This is a genomic window from Quyinboa ferrireducens (assembly GCF_042436675.1).
GTDB lineage: Bacteria > Bacteroidota > Bacteroidia > Bacteroidales > UBA5342 > JBHJHP01.
The window spans coordinates 269814-291201 of record NZ_JBHMVA010000001.1 but is presented as its reverse complement, the minus strand read 5'-3'; the positions used below and the strand labels follow the sequence as shown (position 1 = coordinate 291201).

Genomic DNA, 21388 nt, shown 5'->3' with positions numbered 1-21388 from the left:
GTTGGCCACTGAAATTTGAGAATTGAAATTTGTTGTATGCAAAATTTTACGCGCAGATTTTACATATTCAGTGGGTACAGAAAGGTCGTATTGATTGGGATGCTTTTGACGTTACTTCTTTCAGTTAATACTTTTTCTCAGACCAATGTTAATCAGGAATCTTCGGATATTATCATTTATGGTGATGTCAGGGTTTTTATTGACACACTGGAGCAGGTTACTACCCATGGGTCATTAACGGGAATTAATGGTGCCGTGATTGAAAATCAGGGGTCATTGATTTTTGATATTAATGACGACTATCAATCCGTTTATAATTATTCATCAGACAATTTTTTTACTGGTAATGGTAATTATTACTTTAATGGTAATGCCGATTTTTATACTGGTGGAGATTTTGAAAATGCATTTTACAATTTGTGGTTGAATAAGACTGAAGGTTCAAATCTTTTCCTGGAAAGCAATCTGAACGTTCAAAATCGCTTGTCACTGGAATCGGGACATGTCGTAACCGGAGATGATAACTATATTGAAATAAGTAGCAAAGACAGTAATGCTGTGCGTGTTGCAAATTTTGCCAGTATGGCTAATCAGTCCTATGTTGAAGGTAATCTCAGAAGACATATAGCTTCCGGCACGGGTTACCATTTTCCGGTTGGACTTGCTAATACCTATTTCCCTGTCAGGATCGCAAATAATATGGAAGGTGTTGAATACCTTGATGTAACCTTTAACGATTTGGTTCCATTAACCGGCAAGGTTAATATTCAGCAGGCGCTTTATAATTTTAATGCATTGAACCAAACCGGTGCCTGGAAAATTGCAGGCGATGTAAATCCTTCATCAGGGGCCATGAACATTACCGCGTTTATTTTTGATTATATTGAAAAACCTCAGTTTGAAACCAACATGTTTGGTTTGGTATACAATAGTAATCCGCAGGGCTATGAAGATGATTGGTCTTTAGAGGGAAAATTTGCAATTCCGGGTTCACTTCCGAGACTGGCAGAATCTGATTCCACACAGCTGTTCGAAACTAATAAAATGGGCTATTATACAATAGCTGTAGCCGATATAACCAAACTCATCAACTTTATTTCTCCCGGAGGAGACAGGGAAACAAGATTTATCATTCCTTCTATAGAAAGATATGAAAGTACAGAACTCATAGTTTACAATGCTATGGGAAGGGAAATATTTAACGCAAAACCTTACAACAACGATCTCGACATGAAAGAATTTAAGGATGGAACGTATTACTACATCTTTAAATTTACACGAAACGGAAAGCCGGGGGTCATTCAGTCTTTTATAGATGTGAAAAGAGTCTACTAGTGTAATGAAGAAACGACTATTAACCATATCAATAATTTTATGTAGCCTGGTAAGTGCATTTGCACAGACTCCTCTGCAATTTACTCAGGTGTTTAAGACACTTGAGTTTGTAAATCCTGCGTATTCGGCATTTGAAGGATCACTTTCCGGAAAGATGATGTATCGCTCTCAGTGGGCAGGAATGGATGGGGCTCCTAAAACAATAGGTTTTACAGCTTATACTCCTTTGAATAACTATAAGCTTGGTTTAGGAATACAGGGAATCAATGTAAGTTCAGGTAACATGAACCTTAGTAACCTGGCTGCTACGTTCAATGTGGATTTAAGGGTAAATGAAACTGATTTCCTTGCTTTCGGATTACAGGCCGGAGGTGAATACAGTTTTTTTGACAGAGACAAGCTGATTACATATTATGATATTGATGCAAACCAAGGCAATGGAGGTTATGGATATTCTTTGATAGATCAGTACAGCTTTTTTAATCCGACTTTCGGAACTGGTATCATATATTATAATCCTAAGTTCTATGCAGGTATCAGTTCGTTTATGATGATCAACCAGAATAAGTTTGTTGCCCAGGATTTTTATCAGGGAAGCTACCTGATGACCGGTTTTACACAACGTTTTGCTGTGGATTGGTACCTGAAGGAGACATTAATGTATAAATGGTTATATCGTGATCGTAATATAGGAGAGCTTGGGTTATACCTGATGTATAAAGATTTATTTTGGGTAGGGACAAGTCACCGTTATCTGGAATCCCAGTCAATTATTATGGATGTCAAATTATCGGAGACTTTGCGTATCGGTATGAGTTATGATATTCAGTTATCGCAATTAAAACGCTATACATATGGTAGTTTTGAATTCAGGCTGGAATACCGAGGATTCAGCAAATACCGCTATATGAATAGTAGAAAAAAACGATTTAATGAATTTTAATCTTAAGTAGCATGGGAAAGAAATCCTTTACTTTTTTTCTTTACATATTTTTATTACTGACAGCTGTACAGGCTCAGGAAAAATATGTACAGCGTGCGCAGAAGTATGTTGAAAAAGGAAATATATACAAAGCCAAAGCTTTACTTGACCAGATTGACCTTGAAAATTCGGAGTCGTATATTACTGATTACTATCTTGTAAAAGGTAATATATATGATGCAGAGGATCTTCAGGACAGTGCAATGCTATGTTATGAGAAAGTACTGGATAGCAGGAATATGAATGATATTCCAACCAAAGTTATTGTGGATTACGCTGCCTATCTTTTTAACAGTGGTCGTTACGATGAATCAATAGCTTTCATCGATAAAGCTGAAAAGAATCTTGAGGATACTAAATATCCAGTAATCCTGGACCGGATTAAAGAAAAAGCTTCCTGGTCTCTTGATAACCTTTATAATTATTCTTCTTCGCTTGGCAGGGACTCTATTGTTGATGTTGCGTTGGGTTCAAACAAACTGGTATTAGATGTGCCACGTTTTGGTGCCGCTTTTTATAACGACAGCCTTGTGTTCGCTTCATACACGAATTTTAAAAAACCGAGTCGCAGGGAGGAAGAAGCTTCGGAATACAACCAGATCCTTCAGGATTATGAGAGAACCAATACCGACCTGTATATTGCATCTCTCGACGATAAGTTTGAAAACAGGAAGTTATTTTCAAAAGATATTGCTTCGTTGGAAAACGAAGGTGCTCTAACCTTTAATAAGGATAATACGCAAATGTATTATACCCGCAATGAATATAAAAAGGGTAAAGACAGGTATATGATCTATTATGCAAAAAAGGTAGGCAACGAATGGATAGATCAGGGTCCCGTTAATTTTAACTCCGAAGAGTTTAATACTATGCAACCAACATTTTCGTCGGATGGGAAAGGGATTTATTTCGTCTCGAATAATCCGGGAGGCTATGGTGGATATGATATTTATTATGCCGAGGGATCCGGGAGCAGTTTCAAACAGCCTGTTAACCTTGGGCCAACCATTAATACCACTGAAAATGAAATATTTCCATATATGCAAAACGATACCGTTATGATTTATTCATCTAACGGTCTGCTTGGTTTTGGGGGTTACGATATTTACTGGGTTGATATAAAGTCAAAAGATAAAATACCCAGAAACCTGTTACAGCCTATTAACTCAAATAGCGATGATTACTGTATAGTTGGGAACCGGAATAATCCCGAACAAATGTTGTTTTTCTCTGACAGGGATATGTCGATGGGCAACCTTGCCATGAATGTAAAGCACGAAGATGTTTCGGGCGAAGCTCTTTCTTTTAAAATCAGTCTGTTGCCTCCGGGTAAAAAGCTGACGGATGAACAAAGGCAATTGCTTGCATCAGAAGGCAGCCTGCTTAAAGATAAAGTAAAGGATAATACCTCTGACAATGGTTCAGGAACTAATGTTGCTGATGCTTCCGGATTGTTTGTTTTACTTGATGGAAACGGAGAGCCGTTACTTGATGAAAGCGGTTTCCCGTTAATAGTGCCAAATGGGATCTATAAATTGGATGAAGACGGAAAAACTGTTGTTGACACGAAAGGTAATAAGATAATAGGATATGATGGAAAACCGATCCGAACATTCGAAGGTGCGGTGGCATATAATGAGGATGGAAATCTTATTACTGATGATGTTTCGGACTATTTCGATGCGGTTATTAATCCCGCTTATTTGGGTGCGGGCAATGTAGTTCTGCTTGACGAAACAGGAAAACCTGTTAATGATATCAAAGGTAATCCGATTATACTGTCTGAAGGTACTTACACTATTGGCAGTGATGGACATACATTACTTGACAATAAAGGATACCCGATACTGGGTGCGGATAGTAAGCCTGTATCATTACCGAATGATGCTGTAGCATTAAACGATGATAAAACGATTGTAACGGCTGATGCGTCTGACTATTTTGGAAAAGAAATTACACCCGTGGAAACCTCTGGATTTGCAAGCCTGTATTTCGATCTGAACAGTAGCAGTTTGTCTGAAGAAGCCAAACAAAACCTGATGATGGTGGCAGAATATCTGAAGGCTAAAAAGGCAATGAAACTTGTAATTTCCGGTAATGCCGGCCTGAGAGGCAATGAGTCGTATAACCTTGTAATTTCAGCTTACCGTGCTTATCAGGCTTATGAATTCATGACGGAAACACTTGGTTTATCTGACGAAAGTATTTTGCTGGAATCCAATGGTAAATACTTCCCGACTGTAAAAACATATGACATTGCAAAAGGACTTGAAAACAGAAGAGTGGATCTGAAAGCGCAGTGGGCTGAACCAAATAGTGGGTTAAAAGTGCGGTTCAAAATAACTGGTAAACCGCAGGAAGAATTGATAACCAACCTTATTGATCTGTATCTGGAACAGCATCCGGAAGTAGATTACCTGTACCGCGTTAAAAATAACGAGGGTTTATTCAGAGTTGCCATTAATCATAATCTGGATACATCTGCTCTAAAACAGATGAACCATTTAGGAAACAGGGATTACCTGTTGAATAAGGAAGTGATTTTCGTGAAACAGCATAACGAAGCATTAAAAGACATGGTATTTGATGTAAGGGTTAAAACGCTGTATTACGTACCAAAAGACGTGGATGTTCAGGTTATTGCCGACAAATTTAATGTGAGTGCGGATGAATTGAAACGCATCAATAAACTGAAGGATGGTGAGCAAATTGAAGCAAGATCCAGACTTATAATACCTATTAATAATTGAATAACAGAAAAAGAAGATATATGAAACGGCTGGTTTTTATATTGTTTGCATTACTACCTGTTTTAACTGCTTTCGGTCAGGAAGGTGTTTTAATCGGGAAAAAGGAAGGAACTCCCAATAAGTATGCAAAGCTGGAAATTTACTCTACAAACAGTGGTTTACTGGTTCCAAGAATGACAACCGAAGAGCGTTTGGCTATCAATCCCGATGAATCTGCTTTGAGTTTGCTGGTTTTTGATACCACGGACAGCACATACTTTTTTTACAACGGAGCTGAATGGGAAAAGATGAGTGCCAACAGGGACATCGTTCTTTTAACCAGTCAGATGGATACTCTGCGTATACGCCTGGAGGAATCACTGGATAGTTTAGGAACCCTATTGATTGATACGCTTGAATCACGACTGCCCAGAGCTGAAATGGTGGATTCTATCAGTCAGCTCAATGCCAGCGGTGATAATAATGGTGATGTTACTGTAGTGGAAGATAATGGTGAAGGATACCGTGAAACATTTGTCTGGTCGGACACAAACGGTGACGGGGTTGCTGATACCTGGGTTGGAGTTACAATTCGTCCAAGAGCTTCAGGTTATGCGGTTTACTGGTTTCAGGATGATGGTGCCAATACACTAACTCCGGCAGATTTTACCACGGATAAAGAAGTAGCAACCGGTTCCGATAATTTCAGTGGTTCCGGCTATGCCATAGCAAAACCTTATGACGGATATTACGTGCTTGCTTTCCCATCCGTATGGGGGAGACCGGAATTTTATCTGAATGGTAACGCTGTATTTGATGGGATATCAAAACAGTTAGTAGTGATTGACGGCGTACAGTATCAGGCGTGGTCTTTATATGTAAGGATTCCTTCTACGTATACAGGACCCGATCTGGTATTAACTGCAGTAAAGTAAAGAATTTAGAAGATTAATGAAATAAGTATATCATGAAAAAATGTAGCGTATTATTGCTCCTTTTTCTCCTGACGACATTCGCAACTATCGCTCAGGAAACCTATTTGAATACAACGCTCCGTAAGCAATCGTGGAGTGATTTGCCTGTAATTTATGTGAACGAGGCAAAAGGTGGTTTACAAACGCTTCAGATAGATTTAGACGGTTTATCTGCCACAGAAGTAAACGACACTTTGAATTCTCTTGTTTTGCCAAATTTCAGGGAGGAAGGAATGGTTGTGGTAGTAACTGACGGAACAGGTAATTCCAGATTCTTTCAGTTTTATCAGGCTGATACCTGGCGTGAAGTGTTTATCATCACAAGCTGGCAGTCTGGTGTAAACTATATTCCCGGTCAACCCATTTTACACAACGGAAACCTGTTTATTGCAAAAGATACGGTTGCGGATGTTGAGCCATTGGTGGATACCAACTGGAAAGCATCGTGGGCAAACCTTGGAGGTCTGGATTCAACCGATCTGGATTTTGCATTAAAAAATCTTGGAAATCTTGAGGATGTTGCGATTAATCAGGATTTGACTCCGAACCAGACTGATACGCTGGATTTAGGTTCAGCACTTGCAAGATGGAGCAATTTATACTTATCAGATACATTGTTTTTAGGGCAGGATACTGCTGCTGATATAGCCGTAATAACTGACTGGACAGAGGGTGATACACTGAATAGCACTACCTTAAGTTCTGTTGGATATACACATAAGGCCATTAAGGAAGGTGGTAACGAAGTTGCATTCCTTTACGGAACCAAACCTGTAACACGTACTGGTTTACCAGGTGTTACAGGACAGTCAATGGATGTAAATAATCTGGAAGATTTCCTTAAGAAGATTTTCTTTCCGGTAACCAGTCCTAAAATTTTATCATACAATTACAATGGAGTGGTTACTGCTGGCAACTATTCTTACCAGAATGAAGATGCTCAGGGATTGTTAACCGATGTTGTCGGAACCATTAATGTTCCGTTCTCAAACTGGAGCGTTAATGCGTTCGATTTTAATTACGAAATTGAAAACAGAAGTGTGCGTCCGACAGATAGCAGCGAAGATACTCCTATTGACAGTGTGGTAATCTACAACGGATCTACGCGTTTGGCACAAAATGCACATGGCGTACTCGATGCCAGTATTACCGGTTCATTTAATCTTGACAGGACCGCTTTTGTTGTGGATACGGATAATGTGAGTTCTAATCCATTAACACTCACTGTTTATGATGCATATCCAAATGCGGTTCCGTTGATCCTTTATGTTGCATTCCAGCCGGCACTTGGTGTTTTGATTAATACTGCAGAGGTTACAGCAACAGGTGCAACTGCAAGATATACTACTTCAGAAGGAACCGGTGTTGCGGCTACACCTTATTTAATAGAACGTACAGGTGCTGATATTAATCTCGATTTATACTGGACCTTTAACGCAAGGGATGATGCCGGTCAGATTACTGATGTAGAATTCCAGACGAATGGAGGACCGGCCGGCGCTACTCCCGCTAATATTGCAGGAACAAACGTAACAACACAACGTTCTAATCTGGTAATTCCCAATGATCACCTTACGGCATTTCGTTACGGTGTTCGTGCCCGTGGTGCCGTAGCAAACGATTACAGCCCGTTTAACAATACATTATACTACCAGTTAATGGATGCAAGTTACGCCGGATTTTTACCTTCAGATATTATGCCATCTGAAGCACAGGTTGAAGCCTTGCAGGATAAAAGATTGAATGATGCGCAATACTACGAAGCAGTAGATGGCATTACATTATCAAACGGAACCGGAGGTTCAGGTTTCTTTGCCTGGGCTATTCCTACTTATGTTGATGGCGCTCAACCGGCACCAACAACGTTTGCAGCACCCACGCCTTTTTACGAAGCTGCCGGTACATGGTATGTTAACGGTAACATTAACACCTATTTTGTGAAGTTAATTCCATCAGGTGGAGGAAACGGATCTTGGTATTGGGTCTGTGTTTACAAGGCTTCTGTTGCTAACGGAGGTAACATCAAAGTAAAATTACAATAATAATCATAAACGAATGACGATCATGAAACAAATGAATTTAAAGAATAAGCTGCGGTTATTTACAGCCATATTCGTCATCCTGTTTTCTTTAAACGGAAATGCGCAGGTGGTAATGCCTGACCAGTTACAACCCGGGGACTCGTGGGGGCTTATCGATGTAAATAATCTTTACGGAGGTTTCATGCAGGTAGCTGACTATAATGCATTACTAAATATTGACGTGCAGTTTGTAAAGAAAGGTATGGTAGTTATCGTTTATGACTACGATGGCATTGAAACCAATGGAATTGATACACGTTCTTACATGTTCATCCCCGCAGCCGGAACATGGAATTACACATCACCATTTGATATTCCTGCCGCTAATCAGAATGACGTGGTTGCTCCTGAAAATTGGGTGGAAGTAAGTATTCGTCCGGTTGCCGGTGTAAGCCAGATAGATACCGTTTCTGTCAAAGCATTGATTTTTGATGGAGATACCATTAAGGGATACAGTACTGATCCGAGTTTTGCCAATGCCACGGATTCTCTTTTCCCGTCTCAGTTAGCCGTTTCTCTGTATGTGGATTCGTTGATGACCGACCTGAAAGAATTCGGTGTGTTTGATACCATTGTCGTTGATACCGCATTTATTAATGGATTAGCTATTAACTATTTCACTTTGAATAACAGGTATATTACAGATATATCAAATGATTCAACGCTGAGTGGTGCAGATTCTACGAAACTGATAACAGAATATTCGGTTCAGACAAGGATAGACTCTGTTCTGGCATATGTGAACGGACAGTTTTCATCGTTGAGCCAGAATTTAATTGAAGATACACAGGATGGAGAATCCATGGTAAAAGTAACCGATGGAGATTCTGTCATCATTCGCGTCGCAAACGATACTGCAATTGTTGTGGATCAGAACCGTAATGTTACATTCAATAATTCAAACCTGATTATTAATGGAGATTCTTTAAATGCTATTGCAGATAAAGGAGAAACATTTGCTAATGAAGCAGATTCAGCCAAAGCGGTAACTTCACTGGCAACGGTAGACAGCATGATTGTTGAAGGAGGTAACAATATAAACTTTGCGTTCGGAACCAAAACTATTACGCGTGCAGGTTGGGATGGTGTTACCGGAGCACAGATGAATGTGGATAATCTGGAAGATTTTCTTAAAAAACTATTCTTCCCGGTTTCTTCTCCTTTAATTCAGTTCTTTGGAATTGATGGAGAAAGCAATACTGCATATTACTCGTATCAGACAGAAGATGCAGTTTCAAAAGTAGTTACAAACCATGTTGGAACAGCAACCGTACCTTATAGCAACTGGAACAGTGCTGCAACATATACATTAGGTTATGATGTATATAACAGGAGTGTGAATGATGAAAGTGATGATACTCAGATTGATAGTATCGTTTGGTTGCTAAATGGTTCAAGACAGGGTGTTGTTGCGGTTGGAAACATGAATTCAAACAATGCAGGAACTTTAACGCTTAACAAGGCAGATTTAAATGTAAATGCAACCGGTGCGAGTACGAATGCATTGGAAGTTAAGGTGTATGATGCCTATCCGAATATGAGTTCAATTGGTTGGACATTGAATACAAGTGCTGCTCTGCAATCTTTAGTTCAGAATAATTTGACCGTTACGCATCCTTCATCTGAAGGCAGCAATCCATATTTAATAGAACGTAATGGGGCAACTCAGACATTTACCGTAACCTATAATGTTGATGCAAGAGATGAAACAGTAACGGATGTTATCTATACACCTTACGGTGGAATTACGGCGCCATCAAATGAAACAGGTTTGACCGTTACCGGAAATGGTGTTGCCAGAACAGTAACCATTGATGTTGCAAATACAAACCTTAGCGTTGTTCAGCTTGGTGTTCAGGTTCAGGGAGATATTTATAACACTGCAAGTACAGAACAACGTTCACCAACAATTCAAATGGCTGACAGAGGTTATGTTGGATATGTGACCAACGCTCAGAGACTGGATATTACTAACCAGGGTGCAACCATTGCCGGTTTCTCAAACGCAAGCTGTTTGATGAATTACCAGTTTAAAACCACAGATGGTGTGACATTAACAAACGGAATTGGTGAAACGGGTTACCTCTGTTTTGCATTGCCGGTTTCTAAAGAAAGCACAGGAAAATCTTATAAAATACAAACATACGACCTTGGTATTTGGAGTGATGTTACAACCGGACAGGTTGTGTACGACATAACAACAAATGGCGCAACTGTTTCATATTATGTAGTTTATATTAATTCAGGAACTGCTAATACCAGTGATGGCGGAACAGTACAGGCAAGAATAATTGAAAATTAATAGTTGAAATAAAAATATTTTGGAGATGAAAACTTTTAAAACCGGATTAATAACAAAATTTCTGCTCTTAATAGGGTTAGTCTTTTTGCCGGCCTTATCGAATGGCCAGATTAAGCTGTCGCAGTCGATGAGCCCGGGAGGTACTTTTGGTTTGGTTGATGTGAATGAACTGAAAGGGGGTTTTATGATGGTTGATAACCTGGAACAAAGGGATTCAATTTTCATGAACCGGACAAAAAGAGGTTTAATGGTTGTAGTAATTGACGCCGATGATATTCAGGCCGGGGACCAGACAAAAACATATATGTTCCTGCCTTCTGAAGATCCTGTTGATTACAGTGACGGTGGTAAAATCTGGAATACCTATGATGAATATTCGGTTCATATGGTAAGTCAGTTTATGAGCAAATACAGCCTTACTCCTTGGGTTGAAGTTTCACTGGGTTTAAAAGATCCAAACGGACCTGGTATCGATACTATTTTCATCTCCACATCATTCATCGATACAATATACTCCAATACAGGTGATACTTTATTCCTGATGGATAAAGTTAAAACAGATTCATTGTATGCCGATTATCTGGATTTATCCGGTGTTCAGATTCTTGGAATTTCTACAGACGAAACATTTGCCAATGCAAGTAATGACAGTCTTGTTACGCAACTGGCAATTAAAACATATGTTCAGAACGAGTTGGCTAATCTGAGTACTAATGCCAATATCTCTAATCTGAGTGTGGATACACTTACGGCGGATACAGCATTTATTTCCCGCTTATTAAATAATACACTGGTTTCTGATTCAATTAATGTGGATACATTGATTGCATTATATTCAACAATAGATACTGCTGCTATTAATAAGGTAAGTGTAAATTATTTTACCCTAAACGGATATTGGGTAGGATCTATTTCGAACGATACATTATTTACTTCAGCTGATTCTACAGCTTTGATTACGGAATTTGCAGTTCAGAACCGGATAGATTCGGTTATGGTTTACGTGAACGATCAGTTTAGTAACCTGAGTCAGAATTCCATTGAAAATCCGGTCAATAGCGCAACTAAAATTGTGGTTAACGAAAACGACTCGCTTGTATTTACCGTAAATGGCGATACTGCCATGGTTATTAATCCAGACGGAACCGTTGTTGCAGACACACTTTCGGTTCAGCAGTTAACATTAAGCGGCGATACCATTACGGGAATTTCCACTGATGTTAATCTTGGAGGAATAGCAGCAAGCGATGACAGCCTTTCTACACAGTTGGCTGTAAAAACATATGTTGATACAGAAATTGCCAAACTTTCCGGCAGTACAACTACAGATACATTAAGGGCTAATGTGGCCTATATCAATCAGGCCAATCTGGATACCATCGTGGCTGATACAGCTTATATCACAGAATTAAAGGCCGATACACTTGTTGCTGACCGTGCTGAGATCGATACCTTGTATATGGATAGCGATACCATTTTTAGCATCGCCAAAACAGGAGATACGGTTGCTGATTCGGTTCAGGATAATACATTGGTTACTGCAGGATATGTTAAGAACAATGCTTCTGCATTTCCTGACGGACTTAACCCAATTACACGTGCTGGTTGGTCAGGTGTTTCAGGTCAGGATCTGAATGCTGACAATGTGGTCGATTTCCTGAAGAAGGTTTTCTTCCCGGTACCGGAACCACAGATTAATGATTTCAGATACGATGCAACCTACCGCTCTTATGAAACAGCTCCGGGCGGAGATCCCAACGGTGCGTTAACTGAAACCATCAGTCCTACATTGCAGATTCCTTATGCAACCTGGAAAAACAGTGCTTTTACACTGGCATTGAATTACGATATTGACAACCGGAGTGCTCTGGACGCAAATATTACAACGACCAATATTGCGACAGTAAATTTAATCTCAGCTCCGGGTACTTTTAATCAAACGGATAATATTAATAATGCCAATGCAAATATTACCGGATCCTTTACTGTAAATAAGGCAGATTTTGGAGCACCTTCGGCTACTGTGGATAACAATTATACATTTACATTAACCGTAACGGATGATTATCCAAACGTAAATACATTAACATTCCCGGTTCTGCTTAAAAATGCGGATCCATTAACAATTTCATATTTCAGAATTAATGGAGGCAACGGACCAATTACTGTAGAAGGTGACGGAACAGATAAGGCTCCGGTTTTCTCATGGAGTATAAATACGCAGGAAGATACGGTTACATCTATTACGTTGGTTCAGGAGCTTCCTTCAAGTGCTACCTATGCAACAGGTTCAACTTCTGCAACAGGTACATACAACCATACAATTACTGCACCTGCAGGCCAGGGTACTTATACTTACCGCTATGACTTAAGGGTTGGCAGTGAAGTGTTTGGTTCAAATGTGAATACAAATGTGAACAGACAATATATTATTACTGACAGGCATTTCTGGGGATATATCTATCTGACCCAGAAACAGGCAATTGATGCGATGGCCAGCGGAACAGCGGTTGATCTGTCAGCATTCTTCCCGGATGCTCCTTCAAGAGGCAACGTATTGAATAAGGACTGGGAAGGATCGCAACCGAATGCAGGTATTGCTTCCGGGGCATCTGTTGGTGATGGAGTTGCATTTTCAACAACAACATCAGGTGATGTATATGCATGTATTGCAATTCCCAGAACAACGGGTTCGGTTGAACTGCATCAATGGGATGATTTAAATAAATACTGGGTTGATCAGTCAGGTCTGGTGGCAAAACCGGTAACCTATACTGTAGGATCTTTAACTAAAAACTATTGGTTGGTATACAGTACTACGGCTTTCTCCAGTACTGCAGCACCAATCTTCCGTGTAGTAGAAAAATAAGAATAACGATAGCTTTAAGATTATGAAAGCAAAAGCATTAGGAAAGATTTTTATTGTTTTAAGTTTACTGTTCATTGGCGCAGGCACCGCCAGTGCACAGTTTGTGTTTCAAAACTATTTGAAGCCGTCATCCTCAACATTCCCAATTGTAGATCAGGATCACATTAAAGGGGGTTATCATGTTTTGGATAGTTGGGCCCAGTTAAATGACGGGTCTGATATGGCAGGTTTACATAAATCAAAACGTGAGGTTGGAATGATTGTGGTTATTCTTGATGAGGGAAAAACCTATGTTTTGGTTAGTCTGGGACTGGATCCGGAAGATCCAACCGATGATATCTGGCAGGAAGTGATTTCCACAACTGTTTACCGGAATTTTCTTCCATATAAAGCAGGTTTTCTGGCAGTACACGAGAATAACCTTTATATCTGTACCGCCGATTTCGTTGGTTTATCCAACTATGTGGGCCAACCTCTGCCATCAACAAACTGGGTAAATTTAGGTGGTGGATCCGGTGGAGACTTTGCCTTAAAAGACCTTTCCAATGTTGATAGAGCCAGTATCGTTGATACCTTGATTGCAGCAAATGCAATAGCCGATACAGCCATTCAGAATTTTGCTGTAACTACAAATAAAATTGAAACCAATGCAGTAACAGGTGCCAAATTAAATAATGCTGTTGCTGGTTCAGGTTTGTTATTCGATAATCTTCATAATCTTAAAGTTGCAGTTGACAGTAATACCATCGTATTTAAAAATGATAGTATAACTATTAATAACGGTAGTATTCAGACTGAAAAACTACGTTCAAATCTAGGTGCTTCATTAACCAATGGATCTGCAGGTCAGGTTCTTTCCTCTGATGGTTCAGGAAACTTCCAGTGGTTAAATTCAAGTAGCTTGTCGGTTAATCCTGATAACCTTAATCTTGGAAATGACAGTATTTTTGTTGGTAGCAGTTCCAAAGCTACCCAGATGGTTGTTGGAGGTGACATGGGGCTTTCAGTTATGAATGGTGATTCAGCAGTTTTCACTATTGAAAATAATGCTGTTGATTTGGCCAAACTGGATCAGGCTAACATTTCAATTGCAGATCTGGCAGCTGCCAATGCAACGGTTGATATGAACGGTAATAAAATTGTAAATGTTGCAAATCCGCTGGATAGTGCAGATGCTGCAAACTTTTATACCGTTAAAAAACAAATTAACGATTCCTTGTTATTAAGGTTAAATGATAACAGTTCATCATACTCACAGTGGTGGAGTGCAGGAAAAATGCAGGATACACTTGCTGATTACCCGGTTATTTATGCATCTGGTAAAATAAGCAGCGCAGTTATTCCATCACTTTCAATCAACACTACTTATGTGGTTTCCGACTTGTATCAGATCCGTGTTCTGGATGTGAATCTGGATACGATTATTTATCGAGGTGATATTGCAATTGATACCACTAACAGTACATCTTACATGTTTATCGGTTATCAGGATGGGTTGAACGATACGCTGGAATACGGACAACATGTAGACACACTGTCCGTATCAGGTGATCTTTGGGTGCCGATTTCCTTTGGTAACGTAATTTCTGTAAATGGACAGCAGGGCATTGTAAATGTTGATATTAATGATATGCCTCTGGCTCAGGCCGAAATTAATTCTAAAGAAGATGCACTGGGAAATCCCGTGACCAACGGTGAAGTTCTTACTTCAACAACTACCGGAGCAAGATCATGGAAAACAATTGGTGATCTGTTAAGTACAACCACGCTCGATAATTTTGGTGACGTAACAGATTATACAGGTGCCGGTGACAGTACAATTCTTGTTTATGACGGTTCAAATTGGCAGGCGGTTAAGTTATCCGGTGATGTTGTAATAGGAAATTCCGGAGCAACTGAAATTACAGCCGATGCAGTTGAATTGGGAACTAATACCACAGGAAATTATGTAAGATCGGTTAACGACCTTGTCGCAGATGGTTTAAAAGTAACAGGCAATGGCGAAGGTGGCGATGTTAGCATTCAACTTAACGTGGATGATTCAACACTGACAATTATTGATGATACTGTTCGATTAATGAATGGTGCAGTAAGAGCATCGAATATGAAAGCCACATCAGGTTCTCTTGGAAACGGAACGGGTGGTCAGGTTTTAAGTTCTGATGGACTTGGAGGATTTGAATGGATGAATGCCAGCGCACTGTCTGTTAATCCAAACAATATTACTTTAGATTCAGCGAATATATTAATTGGTAATGCATCAGATCTGGCACAGGCTCAGCCTTTAAGTGGTGATGCCACATTAGACCATAACGGAGTACTGAGTATTTCAAATGGTGCAGTAACAAAAGCAAAAATAGCTGCAGATGCAGTTGATAGTGTTCGAATAATTGATGGTTCTGTTACCTCAACAGACATTAAGAACGGAACTATTACAGCGCTTGATATTGCTGATGATGGTATTACCGCTGCAAAAATTGATGCAGGAATTGCAGGTGCCGGTCTGAAAAAGAATACCGGTAACGATTCAGTATATGTTTCTACCGATGGCGTAACGCTTGAAGTGGTGAACGACCAGGTAAGCATTAAAGATGATGCAATTACATCTGCTAAAATCAGTGATCGTTCAATATCCGGTGTTGATATTAATCAGCTTGGAGCAACATCAAACCAGCAATTGACATGGGACGGTTTTAACTGGGTGGCGCAAACAGACTCTGCGATTTATACCGGATTCCAGGACACAATTGGTCTGGATGCAACTAATGTTCAGCGGGCAATTGAAAAAGTCTATGGTGCAGCAAATGCAGTAAATACATCTATCCTGGATAAAGTAAAGGCTGACAGTACTTATTTTGAGTCTGCTCTGGATGATGACAGCACTGCTATCTGGGATAAAATATATTCTGATTCACTGGCTACTGTCGCAGTACTTTCTGCACAGCGTGCATTATTATTCGCAAAACTTACCGGAGACAGTCTGTATTTTGAAACCATGATGGATCAGGACAGTCTGTATTTTGAAGGTCAGCTTGCTTCTGGTAATTCAACACTGCTTTCAAAAATGGCTTCTGACAGTTTATATTTTGAGTCAGCTTTGGATGATGACAGTACTGCCATTTGGGATAAAATATATTCGGATTCTCTTGCGACGGTCGCAGTACTTACAGCTCAGCGTGCACTATTATTCGCAAAGCTTACCGGAGACAGTCTGTATTTTGAAACCATGATGGATCAGGACAGTATCTATTTTGAAAATCAGATGGATATTGACAGTGCTTATTTAGCAGGCTTAATTACTTCCGGAAATTCAGATCTTCTTACAAAAATAAATGCCGACAGTACTGCGATATGGGATAAGGTTTATTCTGATTCTGTTGCCGCAGAAACGAAATTAGCACTACAGCGTACACTTTTATATACAAAACTTACGACAGACAGTTTGTATTACGAAGCTCAAATGGATGTTGACAGTAGCTACTTTGAAGGACTTATTAATGCCGGATCTGCCGGATTACTTTCTAAGATAGCTGCAGATAGCACCTATTTTGAAGCACAGTTAGATGTGGACAGTGCTGCGCTTCAAACAGAACTGGATGCTACCCAGGCGGGAGCTGGTCTTGGAACAGACGGAACATATACAGCGAACGGAACAGCTAACTACATCAGTGGCGCAACCAGTCTGGTGAATGCAGACGATCTTTTAGATGCAGCTATTAAAGTAAACAGTGATTCTGTGATCAACTATGCATCCTACATCAGTGCATTACAGGATAGTGGTTTGGTTTACAGAGATAGTATTAATAATTTAAGTGATTCAATCCTTGCTTTACGAACAGATTTAAATTCATTGGATCCGCTGCCTGCACAGGCTGGGTTAGCGAATCTTGTCCTCACGACTGACGGTTCAACTGCAATATGGGATTCAGTTCGTACAGCAGCTATTGCTGACGGTAATATTATAGCTTCTAAACTTGCTGCTAATTCAGGAACCCTTGAAAATGGAACAGCGGGACAGGTATTATCTTCAAGCGGAAACGGAAATTTCTACTGGCAGGATGCCAGTTCGCTTTCGGTTGATCCGAGCAGTCTGACCTTACCTGATGGTCAAATGTATGTAGGAAATGCAAGTGATCAGGCACAAGCCAGGGATATTACAGGAGATGTATCTATATCCAATACTGGCGTCGTTACACTGAATGATACGATATCTTCTATCAATGAATTATATGTTGGTGATTCACTGAGTACCGCACAATTACAGGTAACAGACAGTGCCGTATTTGATGGTGCGGTTGTTATCGGCGGAACCGGAGTTAACGGAATCACAACTTCCGTGAATGCAGGAGCAGATAACGATTCGCTTGTAACAGCAGGAGCCGTAAAAACATATGTTGATGCAGTGGCAACTTCGGCCGGTTCAACACAAACCGAGGTTGATGCGATTGAAACAGGAGCCGGTCTTGGAACAGACGGAACCTATACTGCTAACGGCGCAGCCAATTATATCAGTGGCGCAACCAGTCTTGTTAATGCAGATGATTTACTGGATGCAGCAATTAAAGAAAATGCAGATTCAGTAGCCAACTACTCCGCATACTTTGCATCGCAGTCAGACAGCAACCTGGTTTACAGAGACAGTATTAATGCACTGAGTACAGCCATCGCTGCTGCCGGAACAGATAATACTGCACTTCAGGGTGAAGTTGATGCTACCCAGGCGGGAGCGGGTCTTGGAACAGACGGAACCTATACAGCTAACGGAACAGCCAACTATATCAGTGGCGCAACCAGTCTGGTGAATGCAGATGATTTACTGGATGCAGCAATTAAAGAAAATGCAGATTCAGTAGCCAACTACTCCGCATACTTTGCATCACAGTCAGACAGCAACCTGGTTTACCGTGACAGTATTAATGCACTGAGTACAGCCATCGCTGCTGCCGGATCAGACAACACAGCGCTTCAGGGTGAAGTTGATGCGATTGAAACTGGTTCGGGTCTTGGAACAGACGGAACCTATACAGCTAATGGAACAGCTAACTACATCAGTGGTGCAACCAGTCTTGTTAATGCAGACGATCTTTTAGATGCTGCGATAAAAGTAAACAGCGATTCTGTGATCAACTATGCATCCTATATCGGTGCTTTACAGGATAGTGGGTTGGTCTACAGGGATAGTATTAATAACTTAAGTGATTCTATTCTTGCTTTACGAACAGATTTGAATTCACTGGATCCGTTGCCTGCACAGGCTGGATTAGCAAATCTTGTCCTCACGACTGACGGTTCAACTGCAGTATGGGATTCAGTTCGAACAGTAGCAATTGCACGTGGAAATATTACAGCATCCAAATTGGCAGCAAATTCAGGTTATTTGCAGAATGGAACAGCCGGACAGGTATTGTCTTCAAGCGGAAATGGAAATTTCTACTGGCAGGATGCAAGTTCACTTTCGGTTGACCCGAGCAGTCTGACCTTACCTGATGGTCAAATGTATGTAGGAAATGCAAGCGACCAGGCCCAGGCCAGGGATATTACAGGTGATGTATCCGTATCTAATACGGGAGTTGTTATATTGAACGATACGATATCTTCTATCAATGAATTATATGTTGGTGATTCACTGAGTACCGCACAATTACAGGTAACAGACAGTGCCGTATTTGAAGGTGCCGTAGTTATCGGCGGAACCGGAGTTAACGGAATCACAACTTCAGTGAATGCAGGAGCAGATAACGATTCGCTTGTTACAGCAGGAGCAGTAAAAACGTATGTTGATGCAGTGGCAACTTCGGCCGGTTCAACACAAACTGAAGTTGATGCGATTGAAACAGGAGCAGGTCTTGGAACAGACGGAACCTATACTGCTAACGGCGCAGCCAATTATATCAGTGGCTCAACCAGTCTGGTTAATGCAGATGATTTACTGGATGCAGCTATTAAAGAAAATGCAGATTCAGTTGCCAACTACTCCGCATACTTTGCATCACAGTCAGACAGCAACCAGGTTTACCGTGACAGTATTAATGCACTGAGTACAGCCATCGCTGCTGTCGGATCAGACAACACAGCGCTTCAGGGTGAAGTTGATGCTACACAGGCCGGAGCGGGTCTTGGGACAGACGGAACATATACAGCTAACGGAACAGCCAACTATATCAGTGGCGCAACCAGTCTGGTGAATGCAGATGATTTACTGGATGCAGCAATTAAAGAAAATGCAGATTCAGTAGCCAACTACTCCGCATACTTTGCATCGCAGTCAGACAGCAACCTGGTTTACAGAGACAGTATTAATGCACTGAGTACAGCCATTGCTTCTGCCGGAACAGACAACACAGCTCTCCAGAGTGAAGTTGACGCAACACAAACCGGAGCAGGTCTTGGAACAGACGGCATTTATACCGCCAATGGAACAGCCAACTACATTAGTGGCGCAACCAGTCTTGTTAATGCAGATGATTTACTGGATGCAGTAATTAAAGAAAATGCAGATTCAGTAGCCAACTACTCCGCATATTTTGCATCACAGTCAGACAGCAACCTGGTATATAGAGACAGTATTAATGCACTGAGTACAGCCATCGCTGCTGTCGGATCAGACAACACAGCGCTTCAGGGTGAAGTTGATGCTACACAGGCCGGAGCGGGTCTTGGGACAGACGGAACATATACAGCTAACGGAACAGCCAACTATATCAGTGGCGCAACCAGTCTGGTGAATGCAGATGATTTACTGGATGCAGCAATTAAAGAAAATGCAGATTCAGTAGCCAACTACTCCGCATACTTTGCATCACAGTCAGACAGCAACCAGGTTTACCGTGACAGTATTAATGCACTGAGTACAGCCATCGCTGCTGCCGGAACGGACAACACAGCGCTTCAGGGTGAAGTTGATGCGATTGAAACTGGTTCAGGTCTTGGAACAGACGGAACCTATACAGCTAACGGAACAGCCAACTATATCAGTGGCGCAACCAGTCTGGTGAATGCAGATGATTTACTGGATGCAGCTATAAAAGTAAACAGCGATTCTGTGATCAACTATGCATCATATATCAGTGCATTACAGGATAGCGATCTGGTTTACAGGGATAGTATAAATAACTTAAGTGATTCTATCGCTGCATTAAGAAGTGATCTGGCAGGACTTGATCCTTTGCCTGATCAGACAGGTGCAAACAACCAGGTTCTGGTTTCTGACGGTACTAATGCAGGTTGGTCTTCAATTGACAGCGCAAATATTGCCACAGCAGGTGTTTCTATCAGCAATATTAAAGAGGGTTCGGCAAATCAGTTGTTGTCAACGAATGCTGCCGGCGATGGTCTGGAATGGATTGACCGAAACACCGTTGGTAAACCGATCGAGGCCGGTGACGGATTAAATATTACATCATTGAGTGACAGTGACAGTATTGCCGTAAATATTGATCCGACTCAGCTTGAAATTGCAAATGATACCATTCGGATTAAAGATGGAGGTGTAAATACAGCACAAATTGCGGATGGTGCAGTAACCAGCGTAAAAACATCAGTTTCTTTCCCTTCAATAATTACTGCAAATACAACATTGACTGCTGCACAGCAGGGGGTTGTACTGGTAAATACTACAGGTGGAAATATAATTGTTACACTACCCGCTGCAACTGCAGTTCCGGGTGCAAGTTTCACGCTTAAGAATACCGGAACCAATACACTGACAGTAGACGGAAACGGAGCTGAAACCATTGATGGTTTGACAACTTCCGATATTTCATCTCAGTATGGTTATATAACTGTTGTTTGTGATGGTTCATCATGGTACAAAGTAGCGGATTATATCCCGTCATATTTCCAGAATGTAACTCCGGGCGTTGTTCAGGCAAACAAAGCTGTTGTTGTGGATAACAACCGTGACATAACTAATTTCAGAAGATTAGCAATAGAAAATACCGGTGCCAACGAAAATGATGCATTTTATTGGGGTGATCCTGATACCGATGGTACCTGGAGGGCAACCAGAACAGCTGCAGGTTTAAAATTTGAAAAACGTGTAAGCGGTTCATGGGAATATATGATGGAAATTGAATAAGGAAAAGAAATACTTTTCTGGTAAACTCTTAATTAGCAA

Annotated in this window: 8 protein-coding genes; all 8 read left to right on the top strand. The window is 40.7% G+C overall.

The window, feature by feature from the left end:
• Positions 1–36: 36 nt before the first annotated feature.
• The 8 genes from ACE01N_RS01090 to ACE01N_RS01055 are packed head-to-tail and all read left to right on the top strand — an operon-like array spanning position 37 to position 21349.
• Positions 37–1335, top strand: a complete 1299-nt coding sequence (locus ACE01N_RS01090; RefSeq protein ID WP_380583964.1) for a T9SS type B sorting domain-containing protein — start codon at positions 37–39, stop codon at positions 1333–1335.
• A 4-nt stretch (positions 1336–1339) separates the two neighbouring features.
• A complete protein-coding gene (locus ACE01N_RS01085; protein WP_380583962.1) occupies positions 1340–2278 on the top strand; it encodes a PorP/SprF family type IX secretion system membrane protein in 939 nt (312 codons plus the stop codon).
• An 11-nt stretch (positions 2279–2289) separates the two neighbouring features.
• On the top strand, positions 2290–5067 hold the full coding sequence (locus ACE01N_RS01080) for an OmpA family protein (RefSeq protein WP_380583960.1): 2778 nt from the start codon (positions 2290–2292) through the stop codon (positions 5065–5067).
• A 20-nt stretch (positions 5068–5087) separates the two neighbouring features.
• Positions 5088–5981, top strand: coding sequence for a hypothetical protein (locus ACE01N_RS01075; RefSeq protein WP_380583958.1), 894 nt, complete (start codon positions 5088–5090; stop codon positions 5979–5981).
• 32 nt (positions 5982–6013) lie between these two features.
• Complete coding sequence (locus ACE01N_RS01070; RefSeq protein WP_380583956.1) at positions 6014–8062, top strand: hypothetical protein; 2049 nt, start codon at positions 6014–6016, stop codon at positions 8060–8062.
• A 22-nt stretch (positions 8063–8084) separates the two neighbouring features.
• Complete coding sequence (locus ACE01N_RS01065) at positions 8085–10403, top strand: hypothetical protein (RefSeq protein ID WP_380583954.1); 2319 nt, start codon at positions 8085–8087, stop codon at positions 10401–10403.
• Between the two features lie 25 nt (positions 10404–10428).
• The gene (locus ACE01N_RS01060) at positions 10429–13272 is read left to right on the top strand and encodes a hypothetical protein (protein WP_380583952.1); all 2844 of its coding nucleotides are present in this window, start codon (positions 10429–10431) and stop codon (positions 13270–13272) included.
• A 22-nt stretch (positions 13273–13294) separates the two neighbouring features.
• Positions 13295–21349: a hypothetical protein gene (locus ACE01N_RS01055; protein ID WP_380583950.1), complete on the top strand. Its 8055-nt coding sequence runs from the start codon at positions 13295–13297 to the stop codon at positions 21347–21349.
• The last annotated feature ends 39 nt before the right edge of the window (positions 21350–21388 follow it).

What these genes read in the sequence shown, in the direction of transcription:
- ACE01N_RS01055 (WP_380583950.1), top strand. Translation starts at nt 13,295, where the DNA reads ATGAAAGCAAAAGCATTAGGAAAGATTTTTATTGTTTTAAGTTTACTG.
- ACE01N_RS01070 (WP_380583956.1), top strand. Translation starts at nt 6,014, where the DNA reads ATGAAAAAATGTAGCGTATTATTGCTCCTTTTTCTCCTGACGACATTC.
- ACE01N_RS01090 (WP_380583964.1), top strand. Translation starts at nt 37, where the DNA reads ATGCAAAATTTTACGCGCAGATTTTACATATTCAGTGGGTACAGAAAG.
- ACE01N_RS01065 (WP_380583954.1), top strand. Translation starts at nt 8,085, where the DNA reads ATGAAACAAATGAATTTAAAGAATAAGCTGCGGTTATTTACAGCCATA.
- ACE01N_RS01075 (WP_380583958.1), top strand. Translation starts at nt 5,088, where the DNA reads ATGAAACGGCTGGTTTTTATATTGTTTGCATTACTACCTGTTTTAACT.
- ACE01N_RS01085 (WP_380583962.1), top strand. Translation starts at nt 1,340, where the DNA reads ATGAAGAAACGACTATTAACCATATCAATAATTTTATGTAGCCTGGTA.
- ACE01N_RS01080 (WP_380583960.1), top strand. Translation starts at nt 2,290, where the DNA reads ATGGGAAAGAAATCCTTTACTTTTTTTCTTTACATATTTTTATTACTG.
- ACE01N_RS01060 (WP_380583952.1), top strand. Translation starts at nt 10,429, where the DNA reads ATGAAAACTTTTAAAACCGGATTAATAACAAAATTTCTGCTCTTAATA.